At 42.8% G+C, this 20969-nt stretch carries 18 protein-coding genes and 5 tRNA genes; 4 read left to right on the top strand and 19 right to left on the bottom strand.

Annotated features, from left to right (window positions below; genetic code table 11):
* Positions 1-2: 2 nt before the first annotated feature.
* The 19 genes from NSQ11_RS01135 to NSQ11_RS01045 form a co-directional block, all read right to left on the bottom strand.
* A complete protein-coding gene (locus NSQ11_RS01135) occupies positions 3-2468 on the bottom strand; it encodes an FtsX-like permease family protein (protein WP_335358135.1) in 2466 nt (821 codons plus the stop codon).
* The gene (locus NSQ11_RS01130; RefSeq protein WP_048001369.1) at positions 2437-3156 is read right to left on the bottom strand and encodes an ABC transporter ATP-binding protein; all 720 of its coding nucleotides are present in this window, start codon (positions 3154-3156) and stop codon (positions 2437-2439) included. The genes NSQ11_RS01135 and NSQ11_RS01130 overlap by 32 nt, the downstream gene beginning before the upstream one ends.
* Positions 3157-3311: 155 nt before the next feature.
* The gene (locus NSQ11_RS01125) at positions 3312-4076 is read right to left on the bottom strand and encodes an ABC transporter permease subunit (protein ID WP_129548047.1); all 765 of its coding nucleotides are present in this window, start codon (positions 4074-4076) and stop codon (positions 3312-3314) included.
* The gene (locus tag NSQ11_RS01120) at positions 4073-4990 is read right to left on the bottom strand and encodes an ABC transporter ATP-binding protein (RefSeq protein WP_017366479.1); all 918 of its coding nucleotides are present in this window, start codon (positions 4988-4990) and stop codon (positions 4073-4075) included. Before NSQ11_RS01120 ends, NSQ11_RS01125 begins: the two co-directional genes overlap by 4 nt.
* Before the next feature lie 14 nt (positions 4991-5004).
* Positions 5005-5196, bottom strand: coding sequence for a PLD nuclease N-terminal domain-containing protein (locus tag NSQ11_RS01115; protein ID WP_003217265.1), 192 nt, complete (start codon positions 5194-5196; stop codon positions 5005-5007).
* Positions 5197-5356: 160 nt separating this feature from the next.
* The gene (locus NSQ11_RS01110) at positions 5357-5713 is read right to left on the bottom strand and encodes a DUF2200 domain-containing protein (protein ID WP_026050037.1); all 357 of its coding nucleotides are present in this window, start codon (positions 5711-5713) and stop codon (positions 5357-5359) included.
* 530 nt (positions 5714-6243) lie between these two features.
* Complete coding sequence (locus NSQ11_RS01105; protein WP_017366477.1) at positions 6244-7044, bottom strand: hypothetical protein; 801 nt, start codon at positions 7042-7044, stop codon at positions 6244-6246.
* A gap of 116 nt (positions 7045-7160) precedes the next feature.
* Entirely contained in the window at positions 7161-8963 is a 1803-nt protein-coding gene (gene glmS / locus NSQ11_RS01100; RefSeq protein WP_342501208.1) for a glutamine--fructose-6-phosphate transaminase (isomerizing), read from the bottom strand.
* A gap of 579 nt (positions 8964-9542) precedes the next feature.
* A complete protein-coding gene (glmM, locus tag NSQ11_RS01095; protein WP_008360584.1) occupies positions 9543-10889 on the bottom strand; it encodes a phosphoglucosamine mutase in 1347 nt (448 codons plus the stop codon).
* 25 nt (positions 10890-10914) lie between these two features.
* Entirely contained in the window at positions 10915-12321 is a 1407-nt protein-coding gene (locus tag NSQ11_RS01090; RefSeq protein ID WP_035704327.1) for a YbbR-like domain-containing protein, read from the bottom strand.
* On the bottom strand, positions 12314-13135 hold the full coding sequence (cdaA, locus tag NSQ11_RS01085) for a diadenylate cyclase CdaA (RefSeq protein WP_008344027.1): 822 nt from the start codon (positions 13133-13135) through the stop codon (positions 12314-12316). Before cdaA ends, NSQ11_RS01090 begins: the two co-directional genes overlap by 8 nt.
* 203 nt (positions 13136-13338) lie before the next feature.
* Entirely contained in the window at positions 13339-13965 is a 627-nt protein-coding gene (rsiW, locus tag NSQ11_RS01080) for an anti-sigma-W factor RsiW (protein ID WP_008344028.1), read from the bottom strand.
* A 14-nt stretch (positions 13966-13979) separates the two neighbouring features.
* Positions 13980-14543, bottom strand: coding sequence for an RNA polymerase sigma factor SigW (sigW, locus tag NSQ11_RS01075; protein ID WP_007498553.1), 564 nt, complete (start codon positions 14541-14543; stop codon positions 13980-13982).
* A gap of 185 nt (positions 14544-14728) precedes the next feature.
* Positions 14729-15640, bottom strand: a complete 912-nt coding sequence (gene rocF / locus NSQ11_RS01070) for an arginase (protein ID WP_342501207.1) — start codon at positions 15638-15640, stop codon at positions 14729-14731.
* A gap of 137 nt (positions 15641-15777) precedes the next feature.
* A tRNA-Gln gene (locus NSQ11_RS01065) sits at positions 15778-15849 on the bottom strand.
* Between the two features lie 4 nt (positions 15850-15853).
* Positions 15854-15938, bottom strand: a tRNA-Tyr gene (locus NSQ11_RS01060).
* A gap of 28 nt (positions 15939-15966) precedes the next feature.
* Positions 15967-16039 (bottom strand) — tRNA-Thr (locus NSQ11_RS01055).
* A 3-nt stretch (positions 16040-16042) separates the two neighbouring features.
* Positions 16043-16118, bottom strand: a tRNA-Val gene (locus NSQ11_RS01050).
* 6 nt (positions 16119-16124) lie between these two features.
* Positions 16125-16199 (bottom strand) — tRNA-Glu (locus tag NSQ11_RS01045).
* A 220-nt stretch (positions 16200-16419) separates the two neighbouring features.
* On the opposite strand from NSQ11_RS01045, the gene murQ reads away from it, so the two are divergent.
* Genes murQ through pbp4b form a run of 4 tightly spaced genes read left to right on the top strand, consistent with a single transcriptional unit; the run spans position 16420 to position 20957 of the window.
* Positions 16420-17331 (top strand): N-acetylmuramic acid 6-phosphate etherase, encoded by a 912-nt coding sequence (gene murQ / locus NSQ11_RS01040; protein ID WP_249476522.1) that lies wholly within the window; start codon positions 16420-16422, stop codon positions 17329-17331.
* Positions 17332-17343: 12 nt separating this feature from the next.
* Positions 17344-18213 (top strand): MurR/RpiR family transcriptional regulator, encoded by an 870-nt coding sequence (locus NSQ11_RS01035; protein ID WP_007498558.1) that lies wholly within the window; start codon positions 17344-17346, stop codon positions 18211-18213.
* Complete coding sequence (locus NSQ11_RS01030) at positions 18210-19589, top strand: PTS transporter subunit EIIC (protein WP_008344031.1); 1380 nt, start codon at positions 18210-18212, stop codon at positions 19587-19589. Before NSQ11_RS01035 ends, NSQ11_RS01030 begins: the two co-directional genes overlap by 4 nt.
* Before the next feature lie 12 nt (positions 19590-19601).
* A complete protein-coding gene (pbp4b, locus tag NSQ11_RS01025) occupies positions 19602-20957 on the top strand; it encodes a penicillin binding protein PBP4B (RefSeq protein WP_216943092.1) in 1356 nt (451 codons plus the stop codon).
* Positions 20958-20969: the final 12 nt, after the last annotated feature.

Here is a 20969-nt window from a genome sequence, read left to right as displayed (position 1 = left end):
ATTTAACCTTCTTTGAGAGATGATATCATCTCTATTTTACTCGCTGTCGCACTAGAAATCCATGAAGCCGCTAAACTGAGTGCAATTCCTGCGATCACTGCCAGCATTAGATGCACAAACGGCAATTGGAATGAAACAAATCCACCCAGCCAATCAGATTGGCTTGAAATATATAGAAGAATCACACCAAATAAAATGCCGCCAATCACACCTGTTAACCCAATGAGCACACCTTCTCCGACGATCATTTTTCTCACCTGCTGCTTTGTCAGCCCCAGCGCCCGCATGGTGCCAATCTCAGATGTACGTTCAAGCGTATTCATCAGCAGTGTATTGGCTGTTCCAATGCTCGCGAGCCCCATAATGAAAATGAGCATCATAGAAATTAACTCGTTCATACCAGTGAAAGCCGATGTCGTTGATTTAATCTCATCCTCTACTGTTTTCACCTTTGAAAGCCGCTGCCCAAAGTCTTCCCATAGCTGATCTCGTAAAGTCTCACCGGCACCTTTGTCTTTTAACGTAAGCAGGATATCAAGGGGCTGCGTCCACCCTAAATCCTCTTGTAAAAATGTCTGATCGACAAATGCCACATAACCCGAATGATGAGAAGTCTTGACCACATCAATGACTTGTAACTGCTGCCGGCCAGAAGGTGCATTGAGATACACACTCTCTCCAATACGCCCACCCCATTCATCAAACGCACGCTCTCCTAACACGATAGAAGGCGTTTCTGATAATCGTTGATACAAATCGCCTTTATTGTCACCTTCTATAAAAGAAGGTCCTTTCTCATCCACACCGATGATAGAAAATTGTCTTTTCTCTCCATGGGCCGTTTCCCATGTCAAAGGAGCCGCTTCCATCATCGGTTCCACCCGCTCAACAGACTCATAGGATGACAGCTTTTCTTGATCCGCTTTCGTCCATGGCGCTTCAGAGGTAACCCTGAGATCACCGCCGTACGTTTGACGGATCTCTTTTTCATAGCCATCTGGAGCCGATTCAATGACCGCACTTAAAAGCAAGATCACAGCAATCCCAACAGCTAGAATCGCCGCCGTATTGGCATTTCGATTCAGTTGCTGCGTAACATGCTGCGAGGATAGATGGCCCGGGTAACCAAAGACAAACTTCAAAAAAGGCGCCAACAACCGGTTCAAAAAGAGCAGAAAAAATGGGAATAACAGAACCATGCTGGCTAAAATGCCAAGATAAGCAGCCGGATGATCCACCCATACAAATGAAAGCAATCCTATCCCTATCACCGCTCTAATGACGGATTGTTTTTTCGGTGTAGAAGTTTGGGTAGTGGATTTTAAAGTCAGCAGCACAGACGTTTTCCCTGCATGATAGATCGGAAATAACGAAAACAGCACAGGGAACACAATACCAATGATCACTGCTATTACAACAGGCACTTGCCAATTTAACGAATACACCATATCAAAAGCGAACACACCAAGCAGTGTTTGCATGAACACATCTCCAAGCCAAACGCCAATCGGCACCCCAATGGCTGTTCCAATACATGCCAAGATCAAAACCTCAATCAACATCAGCTTTGAAACAGAGCCCTGCGTATAACCAAAGCTCTTCATAATCGCAAATTCCTTTTTCCGTTCCATCACACTCGTATAAATCATATTAAACACAATAAAACCACTCATAAACATCGACAGCCCTGCGATGAGGTAAAAGAACGTGTACAACCCGCCAATGTCATTACTTTGCCGGTCATCCGCCACCACAGGCTGGACAAAAACATCGGCATCCTTGAACTCTTTCTGTAAAGATTGAAAGAGCTGCTCTCCGCCATCATTCGTCTTAAATCTCATATAAGAAAGCTGATGATCGAGTCCCGTCCAGTCTCTCAATAAATCAAGCGGCGCCATCACACGAAAACTCGATGATTCTGCACCCTCCCAGTCACTTGGACTTGAAAGCAGCTGTGTATATTCCACAATGGCAGATACCTTCGCTTCGCCCAAATCAGAAAAACGAATGGTATCTCCCACTTTTTTATTCAGCAGCTTCGCCACAACATCTGGTATGACCAACCCCTGATTATCCAAACGCCCTTCAATCACAGGCAGCTTCAGTAAAGAGCTCGTTTGATCTTGTACTCCGGTAATTCGCACCGCCCGTTGGTTAAGAGAGTGATCACCTTCTACATCAAAAAACGTCTGTTTATCCAGCGCTAATAATGATCCTGTCACATCAGGATGCTTTAAAATGGAGGAGATCTGTTCCTCATCATACGTATGATCATCACTCAACACCCAATAATCTGCATCAGCTACATACATTTGCTCATAGTAATGAAACACATCATTTGTCGTTCGATCGGCAATGAGCATCGACGTGACAAAAGCAATTCCCACCATGATGCCTAAGACAGAAATGGCGAACCGCTTTTTATGCTGAATCATGTTACGCCATGAAATTCGCCACATACTGAGCATAATCATCATCCTTTCTAGAGATCACTTGATCAATAACACCGTCTTTAAAAAGGATGATTCGATCCGCAAATCCTGCTGCGAAAATATCATGCGTCACCATGATAATCGTCTGCTTGCTTTCTCGATTGAACTTGCACATTAACGCCAAAATATCCTCCGCTCTATGCCGGTCCAAGTTCCCCGTCGGCTCATCTGCTAACAACACTGACGGCTGATTGACTAGAGCTCTTGCAATCGCTACACGCTGCTGCTGCCCGCCGCTCAGCAAACTAGCCCGTTTCCGCCCAAGTCCATTCAAGCCAACAGCCTCTAACAGCTCTACAACCGTCTGTTGATTCTCCTTTGTTAAACGTCCATCTGCATGCAGCGGAAACGCCACATTTTCTTCGACAGTTAATGTAGGCAGCAGCTGATAATTTTGAAACACAAACCCAATCTGTTTTCGGCGGAAAATCGTTCTCTCTTTCTCATTCATCTCACTCAACTGATGCTCATCTATCAAAATCTCTCCATCAGTAGGCAGATCAAGCCCGCCTAACAGCTGAAGTAATGTACTTTTTCCAGAACCACTCGGTCCCATCACCGCTACAAACTCCCCTTCTTCTACCGTCAAATCAACGCCCCTCAACACCTCAGTCCGCTCCTGGCCTTGAAAGAATTCCTTCTTCACATTCTTGATCTGAATCATCTACAAACTCCTCCCATCCCTTTACGGAGTAATTATATACTAAGTATATATTATTTCAACATTTAAATCATGATAATATGTATTTATATCTTATTTATTACTTACTAAATACATAAAAAACCCTCTGGATTTTCATATCCAAAGGGTACACCATGCTATAATTCTTGTTTTCTAAAAAGAAACCATCCGATGAGAAAAAAGAAACCAATCAATACCGATACACCTAGAAAGCTTGTAAGTGCCTGATCCGAATAAGTCCCTCTATGAATCATCTCCTCAGCCGCACTTGTGACGCCTTTAGGTGCAAACTTCCCTAATATATCCTCATAAAACGAAGGAACGGTAAACAGGATGAGGTTGAGCAAAAGGGAAACGCCGCCCGCAGTCACTGAGCGCTTAAAGAACGCCGATGCACAAATGGTCGACACCACAATGAGCAGTAGGTTTGGATAATACAAAAGCGTTCCTTTTAACACATTGCCCCAATCTACATGCCCAAATTGGATGTCCACATAATAAACGGAAGCAAGCACCGCCACTACCAAACTAAACAAAGTTAAACAGGCATAGGCACATATTTTTGAGGCATAATAACTCATTCGACTGATCGGTTTCACCATAATCATCGCCGTCACCCCAGAGGCACGCTCTCCAGCAATTGTCCCCATCACGATCATAATGAGGATAAACACGCCAAGCGAATCAAATTTACTCAAAGCACTGGCTAAAGCCTCTCCAGCACTAGGCTCTGGTATATAAAATGTAGACCCTTCAGGTAAATTAGCCGAATTCGATAAAAGATCCGGCAGCATTTTGAGCGTAATAGGCTGTGTAATCATTAAAATCGTAAAAATGATCGGCACAAATAAGATTTTATAACTAGTGAATAACTCCCTAAATTCCTTTTTCAACATCATCATGCCGTCACAACCTTCATGAAAATATCTTCAAGCGTCAGCTTAGATAATCGATATTGGATAAGAACACCGCCAGTTTCAGTGATGAGACCCGGCAGCTCCTTCAATGCCGTATGTTGATTGTTGACTCGCACCTGATAAGTGCCTCCTGTCTCAATACATTCCTCCACCCAATCCCGTTCTTTTAACAAAGCCACTAGTTTCGTATTCTGTTGTTCTAATTGAAATTCAATCACGGGCTGGATATAGTCTTCTTTGATCTGTTTCATTGAAGAGGACATCTCAATTTTGCCGCTGTTGATCATGATAATATGATCAGCCACACGTTCAATGTCATCTAAAATATGGGTCGACATAAAGATCAGCATCTCATGCTTTAGACGCTCAATCAAAGTCAGGATGTCTTTTCTCCCCATAGGATCAAGTGCCGACACAGGTTCATCTAGGATCAGAACCTGTGGGCTATTGATCAGCGCCTGTGCAATGGCAAGCCTCTGCTTCATGCCTCCACTATAGCTGCCAATAACGCGATCCTTCGCCTCATACACACGGCAAAGCTTCAACAGCTCCTCTGTTTTGGAACGAATGGTGTGTTTCTCTAAATGAAATAATCCGCCAACCCAATGCATCCATTCCTGCCCCGTCATATCCTGATAAAATGCAGGATGCTGCGGACAGTACCCAATCACCTGACTGATTTGATCCATGTCCTTTGTGACATCAAAACCTGCCACCTTCACAACGCCAGACGTAGGACGAGCAAGCCCCGTCAAAATCCGGATCGTCGTTGTCTTCCCCGCTCCATTGGCTCCTAAAAAGCCAACACATCCAACCTCCCCAACAGAAAACGAGACATCTTTTAACACTTCATGCCGTCCATACGATTTCGTCAGGCCTTGACACTCCAACATATTCAAGCGAATCCCCCCTACTAAGATTGTTTACGACCAAAAATGAAATACGCAATAGGACCGGCACTCGCCACAAACACAATCACCAAAGCCCAAACCCACTTCACTTCTCCCCTGATTCTCGACGGATCTCTTTTCAACAAATCAAACAAACCAATCACCATTAAAATCGCTTGTAGCAAAATAAGAGGTAAAATCATCTTCATATCCATACACGGCACTCCCTTTTCAAACGTCAATTTGTTTTGGTATTACTTCTTTTGACGACATGAAGAGAGAATTCGTTCAAATGGATTTTATTTTTATTGGTCGAATGGTCTATAAATATAAAAAAGCCCAGTGAAGGTTATTCACTGGGCTTGATTGTGATGTTCATGACGAATCTCGCAAAATCTTTTCCATTTTCTTTCCCTTGGCTAACTCATCAATCAGCTTATCTAGATACCGAATATTTTTCATGGTTTCTTCCTCAATGTCCTCTACCCTTACACCACAGATGACTCCTTTAATTAAACTGCGGGAAGGATGAAGCTCAGGAGCCTCAGCAAAGAAGGTTTCAATGTCTATCTGTTTATCTATCTGTTCCTGTAGCTCTTCTGGACTGTACCCCGTTAACCAACAAATAATCGTATCAACCTCAGCCTTCGTTCGACCCTTTCTCTCTGCCTTTGCGATATAGAGAGGATAGACTTTTGCGAAGCTCATTGTGTAGATTTTAGGTTTGGTCATGTATCTGCTCTCTTCTTTCGTTACATATTGATATTGCCAGGTCTTCAAAAGTTTCTACTCCCACTATATAAAATGTCTATTCCTTTTATTTTGGTGCAGTCTCAGTATTAAACATTTGAAGGAGATAGCATGATTAGCTCTTTTTAAAGCTCTAAAATAGACGTTCTACCTAAATTTCTTAACCTACGCTGTTCACAGTCATAAAATTTACAAGTCCTTTTATGCTCTATCTATAAACAATCATATATACCTTTTTATTTCCTTCATCTTTTTTGAAAGCTTAATGTCGTTTATTAATACTTTCTACTGAAATACTAGTTGAAAATTTCTTATTAAATACGAAAATAAATGTGTTCACTCGATGCTTTCAAACACCGAAACGATGCACACGTCCTCGAGAAAGTGCATCTTGAATTGTTAACAAGGACTTGTAAAGAGCAAGTTCACCTTGCCCTCAACTTTTTTAATACAACTAGAGATTTTTGTTTTTAGTTCCACTGTTTGACGTTTTTCATGTAGATTACCTACCTTTACAAAAATTCTAGAAACACAATACCAAATACTGCTGATAACGCTGCACCTACTCCTATAGAAATTAGCGCAAATATCCAATGATCTTTTATAGACTCGAATATTCCTTGTGGTGTAAATCCATAAATATGATGCCATTTACTTTTAGTTTTCAAACTCTTATCAATAACTCTTTCAAGTATGGCATGAAAAATATCTACTTTCCTAAGCGTTGAACGATGTAACTCAACATACTTTAATTCTTCAAAAGCTTTCGCTTCTTCTGCGCCCGTTAAAAAATCTTTTTTAGTTATATTGTTTAAATCTATTAATTTTTCTAACCTCGGATGATCGGCATAATCTGCATAAATATCAACTAGTTTTCTTGCTAAATCAAACTTTTGAGAATCTGGTATTGAAATTGGCTTACCACCCAATACACTAAATCTATGATCTATAGCTTGAAAGCCATAATTAATATCTCTCATGTTCCAATGAACCCAATTGTAATTCAGATGAGTTTTTATGAACTTATAAAATTCAGTTAACATTACCTTTTCTAACTCGTCATACCTCGCTTCAATTTCTGCTAAAAATCCTTTTTTTTCAGCTACTTTATGAATAGAAAAAGTTTCTGTTTGACCTGTATGAAAATAACGAACTGCAATTGACGTTATTCTAGGAGTGCGTCCGTCTTTAATATGATAAAAACTTTCGCAAGAATAATGTATTATTAGTAAGTTAGCAGCATTATTAACTAGATTTTGAATTTCATTTAAAGTTTTTCTTCTCTTATTCAATCTTTGTCTAGTATTAACCATTATTTTCCTCCTAAAATAAAAAAAACACCCGCTCTCTTATTTTAATTATAAGCGAACGGGTGCCAAAATTCCATATTTAAACAACTTTACTATTCGAACTCCGATTTTATTGAAACCTACTCCACCGTCACACTCTTCGCAAGGTTACGTGGTTTATCCACATCACACCCGCGGTGAAGGGCTGCGTAGTAAGCGATTAGCTGTAATGGGACAACAGATGCAAGTGGTGCAAGTGCTGGGTGTACAGCTGGAAGGACGAAACGGTCGCCTTCGTCTTCTAGGCCTTTTAGTGAGATGACACATGGGTTTGCGCCGCGTGCAACGACTTCTTTGACGTTACCGCGAATGCTGAGGTTTACGTGCTCTTGCGTTGCAAGGGCAATGACCGGTGTGCCTTCTTCAATTAAAGCAATGGTGCCGTGTTTCAGTTCTCCGCCAGCAAATCCTTCTGCTTGGATGTAAGAGATCTCTTTTAGTTTGAGTGAACCTTCAAGGCACACATAGTAATCAAGTCCTCTTCCGATAAAGAATGCGTTACGTGTCACTGTAAAGAAATCACGAGCGATTTGTTCCATTTCATCCTTTTGATCGACAAGGGCTTCCATTGCGTTTGCTACAATTCCAAGCTCTTTCACAAGGTCGAAGTCAAGAGATTGACCATTTAATTCAGCTGCAACGGATGCAAGGATCGCAAGAACAGCGATTTGCGCTGTGTAAGCCTTTGTTGAAGCCACTGCGATTTCTGGTCCTGCATGAAGAAGCAATGTGAAGTCTGCTTCACGAGAAAGCGTAGATCCTGGTACGTTTGTGATCGTTAATGCTTTATGACCAAGCTCTTTGACTTGAACAAGTACAGCACGGCTGTCCGCAGTCTCTCCAGATTGAGAAAGGAAGATGAACAATGGCTTTTTCGATAGAAGCGGCATGTTGTAAGAGAATTCACTTGCTACATGGACTTCTACAGGTACTTTCGCCCAGTCTTCAATGTATTGTTTACCAACAAGTCCAGCATGGTAGCTCGTTCCACAAGCCACGATGTAAATGCGGTCTGCTTCTGCTACTGCGCTTGCGATATCGCCAGCGACTGACAACTTGCCGTTTTCGTCTTGATATTCTTGGATGATTTTGCGCATAACAAGCGGCTGCTCATCCGTTTCTTTTAACATGTAGTGAGGATATGTGCCTTTCTCAATGTCGCTTGCATCCAGCTCAGCGATATAAGAAGGACGTGTCATGATATCACCGTCAAGGTTTTTGATGATAACCTCGTCTTTTGTGACAATGACCATTTCTTTATCCATTAATTCCGCATATTCGTTTGTTACTTGAAGCATCGCCATTGCGTCAGAAGCCACAACGTTGAAATCTTCGCCGAAACCAACCAATAATGGGCTTTTGTTTTTCGCCACATAGATTGTTTCTTTGTTTTCGTTATCGAAAAGGGCAATTGCGTAAGAGCCTTTTAGTTGAAGAAGCGTTTGACGGAAAGCTTCCTCTGTATCAAGACCTCTATTCACAAATTGTTCGATGACTTGAACAACAACCTCTGTATCTGTGTCGCTTTTTAGTGTGACGTCTTGTAAATATTCGCGTGTCAATTGTACATAGTTCTCGATGACACCGTTATGAACAAGCGTAAAACGGCCAGAAGCACTTTGATGCGGATGCGCATTTAGATGGCTTGGTACACCGTGTGTTGCCCAGCGTGTATGTCCAATTCCTGCTGAAGATGCCACGTTTGCATCAACGACTTCACGAAGCTCAGCGATACGTCCTTTTTCTTTGAACACATGCACGCCTTCTTCGCTTGCCACAGCGATACCTGCTGAGTCATACCCACGGTACTCAAGCTTCTCTAAACCTTTTAATAAGATTTCCTTCGCATCATTCTGACCAATATAACCTACGATTCCACACATAAATATTCTTCCTCCCGATCATGTGAAAGGGACAAAGAAAGCCTACTAAAATAGAAGGGACATTTCTTCGTCCCTCTCTACATGTTTAATTTGGGAGATCATGTGTATTCCCTTTGTACAAAGAGTCACCTCTTTGCTTTAAAGAAACACTTACGGCTGTGATCTCTATATTTGATCAGCCGGGAGGCATCCGCCGAAAAATTCGATAACCTCCATCCTCGTCAACTAAGCATCTGTCTCGTTCGATCGCTTAGTTCGGGCGCTATAATTATAAGAGTGGCTGAACATCTACCCTGCCTTTCCTGCTAGAATAAAAATCCAGTAACACAAGGATGATTGTACTATAAGGTCTGACCTCCGTCAATCACAATTTAGCGGGTGATCCCTTTCATGTGAGAAAGTAAGACCTCCCTACACTATATGCGATGAGGCTTGTCACGTTCTACCTTTGATGTGCTCTCTTATGTATGAAAGCAAGCAGCAAATTGCCCTCGCTTATATCATTCGTATAGAACTTTCCTCTTATGACGTTTATTCGAAAAAAAAGCAAACCGCTGCTTAGCGATTTGCTTTGATCAATTACTCAATACCCATTTCTTCTTTGACAACAGCCGTAATGCGAGCCACGTATTCATCACACAGCTCTTTTGTTTTCGCCTCTGCCATGACACGTACAAGCGGCTCTGTTCCAGATGGACGGACAAGGATACGTCCGTCACCGTTCATCTCTTTTTCAACCTCTTGGATCACAGCTTTTACTTTTTCATTTTCTTCCACTTTATACTTATCAGATACCTTCACATTCACTAGAAGTTGCGGGAATTTCTCCATTTCAGCTGCAAGCTCTGACAATGTTTTTCCTGTTGCTTTTAGTGTATTCACCAGCATGATCGCAGAAAGCATGCCGTCACCTGTCGTATTATAATCAAGGAAAATCAAGTGGCCTGACTGCTCGCCTCCGACATTATAGCCATCCTTTTTCATCGCTTCGACCACATAGCGGTCACCAACAGCGGTTTGAATGCTCTTAATGCCTTGCTTCTCAAGCGCTTTATAGAAACCAAGGTTACTCATGACCGTTGACACGACCGTGTCATCCTTCAATCGGCCTTCACCCTTTAGATAACGTGCGCATATGTACATAATTTGATCGCCGTCTACAATATCACCTTTTTCATCGACTGCAATTAAGCGGTCGCCGTCACCATCAAACGCAAGACCAATATCCGCTCCTTTTTCTTTCACAAAAGCAGAAAGTGCCTCTGGATGAGTAGAACCTACGCCATCGTTGATATTCAATCCGTTTGGTGATGTTCCCATTGTTGACACATCTGCATCTAAATCTGCAAATAAATGTGTTGCAAGAGAAGATGTTGCACCATGTGCACAGTCAAGCGCTACGTGAATACCTGTGAAATCCTCGTCTGCTGTCTGTTTCAAGAATTGCAAGTATTTCTGACCGCCTTCAAAGTAGTCATTTACTGTTCCAAGGTCCGCTCCAACTGGGCGTGGCAATTGATCGACCGGCTGATCCATCAGCTGCTCGATTTCATTCTCCTGTTCATCTGACAGTTTAAAACCGTCACCGCCGAAAAATTTAATTCCGTTGTCTTGAACTGGGTTATGCGAAGCTGAAATCATGACACCTGCTTCTGCATCCATTGCTTTCGTTAAATAAGACACACCAGGTGTTGAGATCACACCTAAACGCATGACTTCAGCCCCAATTGAAAGTAAGCCTGCTACGAGTGCTCCTTCTAACATATGACCAGATACACGCGTGTCTCGTCCAACGAGTACCTTTGGACGTTCTTTATCCTTCGTGAGCACATAGCCGCCAAATCTCCCAATTTTAAATGCGAGCTCTGGCGTTAATTCGCTATTAGCCACACCCCTTACACCATCAGTTCCAAAGTACTTGCCCATGTTTCAATCGCTCCTTTTTTACCATTCAAGAGGACGCTGCGTCCTCTTTATTATCTTCTTTGACCCGCTGTCTTTGACTCGATTCTTTTTTTGCTTTATCTTGTGTTGATTCCTTTTGACTCTTCTCTTCCTGATCATCATCGGATGATTGATCTTTCCGATCATTCGTAGAAGCCGGCTGATCTTCTGTATCAGTAGAAGTCAGTTTCACTTTGACCTTCGATCTAGATAATGTCCATGTCACATTTTGAGGGCCATTCACTTGTACTTTGACCTCATGTGTTCCTTCGTTTAAGTCCCCGACATTGATATAGGCTTCAATATCTGAAGCCTTTAGTTTATCAATTGCACTCTTTGATCCTTTTGCTGTTAGTGTGAGACGCCCAGAAGACGGACTCACAAATGCAGAGCTAAGATCCTTGCTCAGACCCACGACAGAAATTGGGACATTATCGATCTTTTTTTCTTCAGCTGTTGCAACCTTCACTTTGATCTTAACGGTTTCAGGCGATACCTTTTTCACACCATCTGGCAGTGGAATGTCGGCATCAATCTCTGTATCATCTTTAATCTTGCTTAGGTCGAGCTTAACGCCGTCAATAAAATCAAGTGCATCCAGCACCTTTTGAGAACCGTAGACTGTCACCTCACTTGGGCTTGTCTCGATGCTTGAGATACTGATCCCATCTGGCAAGCTGCCCGTCCGCTCAATCTTAAACGGAACTTTCTTGCTTGGACTCGTAATCGGGACCGTAATATCTACCACAGACGGACTCACTTCGACTGGTAGCTCATTCCCGCTGCTATCATACACAGTGAGCTTCGCTTCTTTCTCAATTTGCTGATCGACATCCTCTAAGTTCACAAATGCTTTAATGACAGAAATTTTGTCGATCACGTCTTTTGAGCCAGTAACCGTGACATTTTTCGGATTCACAATAGGCTGCTCTGGTGAATAGCCGTCTTTGATTTTATTTTGATTATAAAATTCCGTTTCAACAGGGAATTCAGCTGTCGTTTTTTCTTGTATCGTCACAGTCGTCACAGACGGATTAATCGTTAACGTGATTCCTTTCGATACATCTCTTGCCTTCAATTCGACTTTATGTGTACCTGTCGTCAGGTTTTGCATATCTGCGTAAATTTCAAAATTTTTCGTTTGTCTTGCTGTTTTCACAGCACTAGTTGATCCTTTAATCGTGACATTGACTGTCTGCGGCACACCAGTGACTACATACTTTTCGTCGTCATAATATGCTTTAACAGGAATGTCCGTTAAGGTTGCTTCGTCTGTTGTCGATGTTGGGAAAAAGGATTCACCGATTTTTTTCGGCGTGGGCGCTTGCGCTGAATTGACTGCACCATACAGCAATAAAGCGAAGACCAATGCAAGAAACTTAACGGCCCAGCGATTATTCAAAATCTTATCCATTTTTCTTGCCCCTCCAATACCATTTGGTCGAGGAAGCATCTTTGCTGTTCTTACTAAACTCAGCAATCAGCATTTCTTCAAGCGCTTCTTCTGTCAATTCTCGATGGAGATCACCATTTCTTGCGACACTAATGCCGCCTGTCTCCTCGGAGACGATGACGGTTAAACTGTCCGTTACTTCACTAATACCAACTGCCGCGCGGTGACGTGTACCGAGCTCCTTAGAGATAAAAGGACTTTCAGACAGCGGTAAATAACACGCTGCAGCTGCAATCTCATCACGCTTCATAATCACAGCGCCGTCATGAAGCGGTGTATTCGGAATGAAGATATTAATCAGCAGCTCAGAACTCACCTTTGCATTTAAAGGAATTCCGGTCTCTATGTAATCATTCATCCCAGTATCGCGCTCAATCGTTAACAGCGCGCCTATTCTTCGTTTTGCCATATAGTTAATTGCTTTTGTAATTGCCTCGATCGTTTTCTGCTGCTGTTCCTCTACAGGTGTTCCGCTTCTAGAGAAGAAACGGCCGCGCCCAAGCTGTTCAAGCGCTCTCCTTAGCTCTGGCTGAAAAATAATAATGATCGCAAGGAACCCCCACGTAATCGCTTGATCCATCAGCCATTGAAGTGTGTTAAGACCGAGATACGCACTCCCCATCCTGACGAGAACAATGACGACAATTCCCTTTAAAAGCTGAACCGCTTTTGTTCCGCGGATGACCATCATTAATTTATATATCACATACCAAACAACGAGAATATCAACAGCATTACCGAGGTACTGCAAAAAAGGAATATCCCCTAAAGCCATTTCCTCGTCCTCCAGAATTTTCAGTTATTCTTCGTTCGATTCATTTTTTATAAAAAAAGAGCCTATGTGTAAGTACATAGCGTGGCTATTATACCACATTTTGTTTCAGCAAGGAAAATAGTTGCCATATCTGGCTGGCATTCAAGTCTGTCCATCAATAGAAAAAGAGCAGTCCCCTAGAGACTGCTCTCAAACTGTTTGATTTACTTTTGCTCCTCTGGCCCAATGACCCGCATCACATCTTGTGCTGTAGACTTCATTTTGTACCAAACCCAATCAAACACTTCATTAATTTCATTGATTTGACCAGTGACTTGTCCGGCAGAAGCAGTCAGCTGTTCTCCATTGACGACTGTTACGTTTCCATCAACCTTGCCTTCTACAATCAGCTTGCCATTTTTCACAGTGACATCACCTTTGACGGTTTCCCCTTTAGGTACCGTCACTGTATCATTTTCAACCACGAGATTCGGCTGCTTTGACACACTGAAATTATGATCCGTATTCCAGCTTGTAAACAGACTGCCTCCCATCAATATGACAAAGAGGGCAGCGGCGACCATTAGCGGATGAGCTTTGATCCATCTTTGAATCGACACACGCTTTTTCTCCTTTGGAAGACCTGCCATCACCTTTGCAGTGAAATCAGATGGTGCTTCTATATGAGATGTACTCTGCACGAGCGCGATGGATTTCTCAATTTGCTGAAAATGAGTACGGCATTCCTCACACGATTGCAGATGGCTCTTTAATTCTTTTTCATCTTCGGGCTCTATGTCCCCGTCTAAATACTGATGCATAAGCAGGACGATTTTTTCCTGACAGCTCATCAAAATCACCTCACTCAAAGGTCTCTCAACTGTTTCCGGAGAGCCTCTCTACCCCTGTGTATTCTCGTTTTCACCGTACCAACTGGTATATTCAGAATCTCACTAATTTCTTTTAACGAGAGTTCATCAATATACTTTAATACGATGACCGAGCGATATTTATCGGGTAATCTTAAAATTTTTTGCTGAATGGTGCTCGATAATTCAAGCGACACCACCTCGTCCTCTGGCAAAATGCCGTCAGCCGCAATTTGAGAATACATATTCAGTCCTTCTGTCCCTGCCACCTCTGCATCTAAATAATAATCCGGCTTTTTTTTACGAATACGGTCGATGGTCAGGTTGGTTGCAATGCGGTACAGCCACGTGGAAAACTTACGATTCACATCAAAGCTCTCAATATTCACATAGGCACGAATAAACGCCTCCTGCGCAATATCTTCTGCTTCATGTGCATTCCCAAGCATACGATAGCACAGCTGATAAATTTTGTCTTTATACAGGTCTACGATGTCTGCAAATGCGTTCTGGTCGCCTTTTTTCACTTGCTTAATTCTCTTTTTAATCATTGTTTCCATAGTATATTCAACCTCTGCCTTCACCGGTCTTTATGTATACGAACCTCGTTCCAAAAGGTTTCATTCTCCTCTAAAAAATAGTGTAACAAATTTTTGACAGCATGTTACGCTTATCAGCCGGTAAAAACCTTAACATATCCTTAAATTTCCCCAAAATTAAAAAAAGAACGGGAACAAGTCCCGCTCTATAATAGCTTTTCACCCATTAAAGAACCAATTAATGCAACTGCCGCTTCTGCTGTTTTATTTTTCTCATCTAATACCGGATTCACCTCAACAAACTCAGCAGATGTCAAAATCCCTGCTTCCTCTAAAAGCTCCATTGCAAGATGACTCTCTCTATAACTGATGCCGCCAGCAACCGGCGTTCCCACGCCAGGGCACTCCGCTGGATCAAGGCCGTCTAAATCAAGCGACAAATGAACACCATCTGTTCTTTCTTTTAAATACGCAATGGCTTCCTCCATTACTCTCGTCATCCCTAATCGATCAATTTCATGCATCGTATACACTTTAATGCCTTTTTCTCTAATCAATGCCCGCTCTCCTTCATCTAAAGAACGAGCACCAATCAAGATCACATTCTCAGGCTTTACTTTTGGCGCATAACCGCCAATATTCGTTAGATCAGCATGCCCAAGACCGAGACTGACAGCAAGTGGCATCCCATGAATATTCCCAGAAGGAGAGGTTTCCTCTGTATTTAAATCACCGTGTGCATCATACCAAATGACACCCAAATTTTCATAATGCTTGGCTACACCGGCTAGTGTACCAATTGCAATGCTATGATCCCCGCCTAAAATCAGCGGAAACGAACCGGACTGCACAATACTGCTAACCTTTTCAGCAAGAAGCTGGTTTGCGCCAGCATTCTCCGTTAAGTTTTTCAGTTTTTCACTTGTATAGAGACCTTTCTCATCATCCCTTTGCTCAACAGGAATATCCCCTAAATCCTCGACACCAAATGAAAGCGATTCCAATTTTTCTTTTACGCCAGCACAGCGAATGGCACTCGGCCCCATATCAACGCCTCTTCTCATTTGACCGAGATCCATCGGCACCCCGACAATCGTGACCTTCTTTCGATCTCCCATATGTACATCCCCTTTCCGTTCATGCTTATATTTTACTTTCTCGGTACCTTTTGACTCAACTCAACAATATTTTGAATAGTTATACATTCCAATCGTCAAAATAAAAAAAAGACACCTTTTTAAAAAAGGTGTCTTAACTGGGCTAGCTGGATTCGAACCAACGCATGACGGAGTCAAAGTCCGTTGCCTTACCGCTTGGCTATAGCCCAAAAATGGTGGAGGGGGGCGGATTCGAACCGCCGAACCCGGAGGGAGCGGATTTACAGTCCGCCGCGTTTAGCCACTTCGCTACCCCTCCACATATGGAATTGATAAAAGAAAAACAGTGCCGGCAAGAGGACTTGAACCCCCAACCTACTGATTACAAGTCAGTTGCTCTACCAGTTGAGCTACACCGGCATATGGTGGAGGATGACGGGCTCGAACCGCCGACCCTCTGCTTGTAAGGCAGATGCTCTCCCAGCTGAGCTAATCCTCCACATGATGGTGACCCGTACGGGATTCGAACCCGTGTTACCGCCGTGAAAGGGCGGTGTCTTAACCGCTTGACCAACGGGCCAGTTTGTCAAGTTTACTGTTTCCGTGAAGCTGACAAAAGTTATTATATACAGGTTGTCCCCCTTTTGTAAAGGGGATTTTTATTTTTTTTATTTTCTAACTATTCAACCCTCATCAGCACAACATTTCGACTGAAATATAATTTCAGTATTTAAATATAATATTGAAATTTCATGTCATACTCAATATACTGAAAATGAAGAAATAAGGAGGTATGTCACATGCAGCCATCTCAACTGCGTTCTTTGACAACAGAATCAAGAAACCCTAACACCATGGGAATTTCACAAGCAAGCCCGCTAGAAATACTCCAAATGATAAATGCGGAAGATATGAAGGTCGCTCAAGCCGTCAACCGTGTCCTTCCAGACGTAAAGACAGCAAGTGACTTTGCCTTTGAATCCATCTCGAATGGGGGCAGACTCATTTATCTAGGCGCTGGAACAAGCGGCAGAATTGGGGTAATGGATGCGGTCGAATGTCCACCTACCTATAGCATTTCACCTGATGTCATCGTAGGCATCATGGCCGGTGGAGACTCTGCCTTTTCACATGCAGCAGAAGATGTGGAAGACAGTGAAGAAGCTGGTCAAAAAGATTTAGAACACATCCACCTGACATCAAAAGATACAGTTGTCGGCATCGCGGCGAGCGGTAGAACACCCTATATCATTGGCGCTTTAAACTATGCTAAAACCATTGGAGCAAAAACAGTAGCCCTCAGCTGCAATGAACAAGCAGAGATTAGCGAACTAGCAGACTGCGCCATTGAAGTCGTCGTAGGACCAGAAGCCATCACTGGGTCAACACGAATGAAAGCCGCATCCGCTCATAAAATGATTTTAAATATGCTTTCCACCTCTGTCATGATCAGACAAGGCAAAGTATATGAAAACCTGATGGTAGATGTAAAAGTAAGCAATCATAAACTAAAAGAACGCGCCATCACCATCATTCAGCATGTGACCAATGCTTCCTACGAACAAGCCGTAAAAGCCCTTGAAGCAGCCGATTTAGAAGTTAAAACAGCCATCGTCATGCTCCAAACCAAAACAGATAAAAAGACAGCCAAAGACCTGCTCAACAAAGCAGATGGTCACATCGCCAAAGCCATCTTACGTCATCAATCTTAAAGGAGGAAACTCATGTCAGCAGGCGGACTCACCCTACTACACACAATGAAATCAAAGCTTCCCCAATCTGAAAAAATCATTGCAGACTATATCCTTGCCCATCCTGACAAAGTCATTAAAAGCACAGTGCATGAAATCAGTCAGGCTGCCGGTGCAAGCAGCTCTGCCGTCATCCGCCTCTGTAAGTCTCTCGGGCTGGATGGCTATCACGATTTGAAAATGCGGATCGCTGGAGACTTAATGCACACTGATAAACAAGGCTACCGGGATATCGAACAAGATGAACCACTTCAATCCATTATTCAAAAGACAGCAGGAAACACCATTCAATCGATCAAAGATACAGCCTCTATTTTAAATGTAGAAGCTTTAGAAAAAGCTGTTCAACTGCTGCTGAATGCAAACCAAATCCATTTTATCGGTGTGGGTGCATCTGGCATCGTCGCAGCTGATGCCCAGCAGAAATTTCTCAGAATCAATTATGCAGCCACTGCCTTCACTGACATGCACATCGCATCTACGGTCATCGCAAATGCTGGAAAGAATGACATTGTGTTCGGTATATCCTTCTCAGGAGAAACATTAGACATCATCCAAGCCCTTCAGCTCGCAAAAGAAAATGAAGTGAAAACCATTGCTTTAACGCATCCAGGGCATACAAGCGTTTCTGCATTGTGTGATGTCCATCTATCAACGTCCGGTTCCAATGAAGCACCTTTTCGCAGTGCTGCCACTTCCTCTAGAATGGCACAGCTCTATTTAATCGATGTCTTGTTCCTCAGTTTAGCCTCCCGTCAATATGAACAGACAGCACAATATATTGACAAAACAAGGCATGCCATCCGCTCCATGAAACGAAAAACAAAGGGGGATTCAACATGAGTCATCAAAAAAAATATCAGCAGTTGGCGAAAGAAATCCTTTCACTCTGTGGTGGTTCTGAAAACATCTCTTCCCACACACATTGTATGACACGTCTCCGAATTACACCCATTGATCGTGAAAAAGTGCAAACCACCGCGATCAAAGAACTCGATGGCGTCATTGGCGTCGTCGAAGCGGAAACACTGCAAATCATTTTAGGCACAGGTGTTGTCAACCAAGTATCAAGTGCGTTTGAACAGCTGCTCAACGCCTCAGGTTCATATGACTTAAACAACGAAGCACAGAAAAACAAACAAGCCATTTCACAAAAGAACCGCACACCATTCAAGCTGTTCTTACGGCGGATCGCCAGCATTTTCATTCCCATTATTCCAGCACTCGTTGCATCGGGTCTTATAACGGGTATTACAAAAGCGGTCGTGCAAGCAGGCTGGCTCGATGAAAAATCTCAAGCTGCGATTATCCTAACCGTTATAGGCTCAGGCTTGTTTGCTTATCTCGGTATATTAGTAGGAACAAACGCCGCAAAAGAATTTGGTGGCTCTCCTGCATTAGGCGCATTAGCAGGTATTCTCATCATTAACCCAGCTGCCGCTGATATTATGTTATTTGGCACTAATATTCTACCAGGCAGAGGCGGACTCATCGGTGTTCTTCTTGCAGCTATTTTTATGGCACTTGTTGAGACACGGATCAGACGCTTCGTCCCGCAATCACTCGATATCATCGTCACACCAACCATCACACTACTCATTACAGGCATTTTCACGTACGTTATCTTCATGCCAGTCGGCGGATTTATATCTGATGCCATCACCTCTGGACTTACTTATCTATTAAACATTGGCGGTATTTTTGCCGGATTTGTTCTTGGTGCGACCTTCCTTCCTCTTGTTGTCACTGGACTTCACCAAGGCCTAACACCTATTCATATGGAACTGATTAATTCAATTGGAGATGACCCGCTTCTGCCAATCCTCGCTATGGGAGGCGCAGGACAGGTCGGTGCTGCCTTTGCCATTTATATGAAAACAAAAAAGAAAAAGCTGAAAAGAGCCATTGCAGGCGGACTTCCTTCAGGAATGCTTGGAATTGGAGAACCGCTCATTTTCGGTGTCACACTCCCGCTCGGAAGACCCTTCCTCACCGCTTGTCTCGGCGCTGGAATCGGCGGAGCATTTCAAGCCTATTTCCAAATCGCCACTAAAGCAATCGGGGTATCAGGTCTCCCATTAACCTTTATCGTTCACACACATCAAATGCTACTTTACTTAATAGGACTCTTTATTGCATATGTCGCTGGATTTATCTTCACATACTTATTTGGATTTCATGATGATATGGCTGTTGAATTCGAGGAAAATAAGCAATAGGAGGTCTAGCTCTTGAAGAAATATTTTCTCATCATCACAAGTCTGTTCATGCTCCTAGGGTTACCAGTACAAACATTTGCAACTAGCTCCCATCCTGTATCGTCTTTGTCTAAAACAGCACCTGAAGAATATCCCGTCTTAAAAAAAGCAAAACGACCGGAACAAGTAGGTTTTTCTTCTAGGCAGCTTAGGAAGGTTGATCACATGATTCAAAACGATATCAAAGCAGGGTTTCCAGGGGCAGCACTCATCATTATCAAGGATGGTCAGATCGTCCATCAAAAAGCCTATGGCTACAGACAAAAATATAAAGGGACAACAGAACTCAAATTCTATAAGAAAATGAAAAAGAGCACACTGTTCGATTTGGCATCCAATACAAAAATGTATGCCACCAACTATGCCCTGCAAAAGCTAGTATATGAACAAAAACTAGATGTAAATGAAAAAATACAAACCATCCTGCCCGACTTTCAAGATGAACCAGATGCAAAGGTAACCGGCAAAGATCAGCTTCGAGTCAAGGATCTTCTCACCCATTCTGCCGGACTGCCTTCCAGTGTTTTATTTTATAGCAAAGAGCAAGCGGGCTCTTTTTTCTCTCAAGATAGACAAACAACCATGAAATGGCTGCCAAAGGTACCTCTGCAATACAAGCCAGGCACTCAGCATATTTATAGTGATATTGATTACATGCTGTTAGGCATGATCATTGAGAAAAAAACCGGTATGCCACTTGATCAATATGTAGAGTCGATGATTTATCGACCGCTTGGTCTCAAACAGACCATGTTCAATCCGCTGAAAAAGGGATTCAAGCCAAAGCATTTTGCAGCAACCGAGCGTCTAGGCAATACAAGAGATGGTGTCATTGATTTTGAAAACATTCGCAGGTATACCTTGCTAGGTGAAGTCCACGATGAGAAAGCCTATTACTCAATGGCAGGTGTCTCCGGACATGCTGGACTTTTCTCTAATACATCAGATATGGCCGTACTGCTTCAGCTGATGCTCAATAAAGGAGGCTATGGGAAAACAACCATCTTTGACCAAGCTTCTATCGATCTCTTTACGGAATCATCAGACACGAACCCAACTTACGGGCTAGGCTGGCGGAAAAACGGCAATACTGACATGGAATGGATGTTTGGGAAATACGCAAGTAAAGAAGCGTACGGACACACAGGCTGGACAGGAACGATGACACTGATTGATCCAAAACACAATCTAGGCGTCGTCTTGCTAACAAATAAAAAACATTCACCCGTCGTTTCACCTGAAGTCAACCCAAATCAATTTGAAGGTGACCTTTTCCCAACTGGTACTTATGGAAGCATCATGACCGCAATCTACGAATCTTTTAAGTAAAAGGAGGAATTT

It is taken from the genome of Bacillus sp. FSL W7-1582 (genome assembly GCF_038593325.1).
In the GTDB taxonomy this organism is placed as follows: Bacteria; Bacillota; Bacilli; order Bacillales; family Bacillaceae; genus Bacillus; species Bacillus altitudinis.
This window is presented reverse-complemented; position numbering and strand designations above follow the sequence as displayed.

Bases quoted from the DNA above. Each gene is read 5' to 3' on its own strand.
- NSQ11_RS01135 (WP_335358135.1), bottom strand. From the start codon at position 2,468: ATGCTCAGTATGTGGCGAATTTCATGGCGTAACATGATTCAGCATAAA.
- NSQ11_RS01130 (WP_048001369.1), bottom strand. From the start codon at position 3,156: ATGATTCAGATCAAGAATGTGAAGAAGGAATTCTTTCAAGGCCAGGAG.
- NSQ11_RS01125 (WP_129548047.1), bottom strand. From the start codon at position 4,076: ATGATGATGTTGAAAAAGGAATTTAGGGAGTTATTCACTAGTTATAAA.
- NSQ11_RS01115 (WP_003217265.1), bottom strand. From the start codon at position 5,196: ATGGATATGAAGATGATTTTACCTCTTATTTTGCTACAAGCGATTTTA.
- NSQ11_RS01110 (WP_026050037.1), bottom strand. From the start codon at position 5,713: ATGACCAAACCTAAAATCTACACAATGAGCTTCGCAAAAGTCTATCCT.
- NSQ11_RS01105 (WP_017366477.1), bottom strand. From the start codon at position 7,044: ATGGTTAATACTAGACAAAGATTGAATAAGAGAAGAAAAACTTTAAAT.
- glmS (WP_342501208.1), bottom strand. From the start codon at position 8,963: ATGTGTGGAATCGTAGGTTATATTGGTCAGAATGATGCGAAGGAAATC.
- glmM (WP_008360584.1), bottom strand. From the start codon at position 10,889: ATGGGCAAGTACTTTGGAACTGATGGTGTAAGGGGTGTGGCTAATAGC.
- NSQ11_RS01090 (WP_035704327.1), bottom strand. From the start codon at position 12,321: ATGGATAAGATTTTGAATAATCGCTGGGCCGTTAAGTTTCTTGCATTG.
- cdaA (WP_008344027.1), bottom strand. From the start codon at position 13,135: ATGGCTTTAGGGGATATTCCTTTTTTGCAGTACCTCGGTAATGCTGTT.
- rsiW (WP_008344028.1), bottom strand. From the start codon at position 13,965: ATGAGCTGTCAGGAAAAAATCGTCCTGCTTATGCATCAGTATTTAGAC.
- sigW (WP_007498553.1), bottom strand. From the start codon at position 14,543: ATGGAAACAATGATTAAAAAGAGAATTAAGCAAGTGAAAAAAGGCGAC.
- rocF (WP_342501207.1), bottom strand. From the start codon at position 15,640: ATGGGAGATCGAAAGAAGGTCACGATTGTCGGGGTGCCGATGGATCTC.
- murQ (WP_249476522.1), top strand. From the start codon at position 16,420: ATGCAGCCATCTCAACTGCGTTCTTTGACAACAGAATCAAGAAACCCT.
- NSQ11_RS01035 (WP_007498558.1), top strand. From the start codon at position 17,344: ATGTCAGCAGGCGGACTCACCCTACTACACACAATGAAATCAAAGCTT.
- NSQ11_RS01030 (WP_008344031.1), top strand. From the start codon at position 18,210: ATGAGTCATCAAAAAAAATATCAGCAGTTGGCGAAAGAAATCCTTTCA.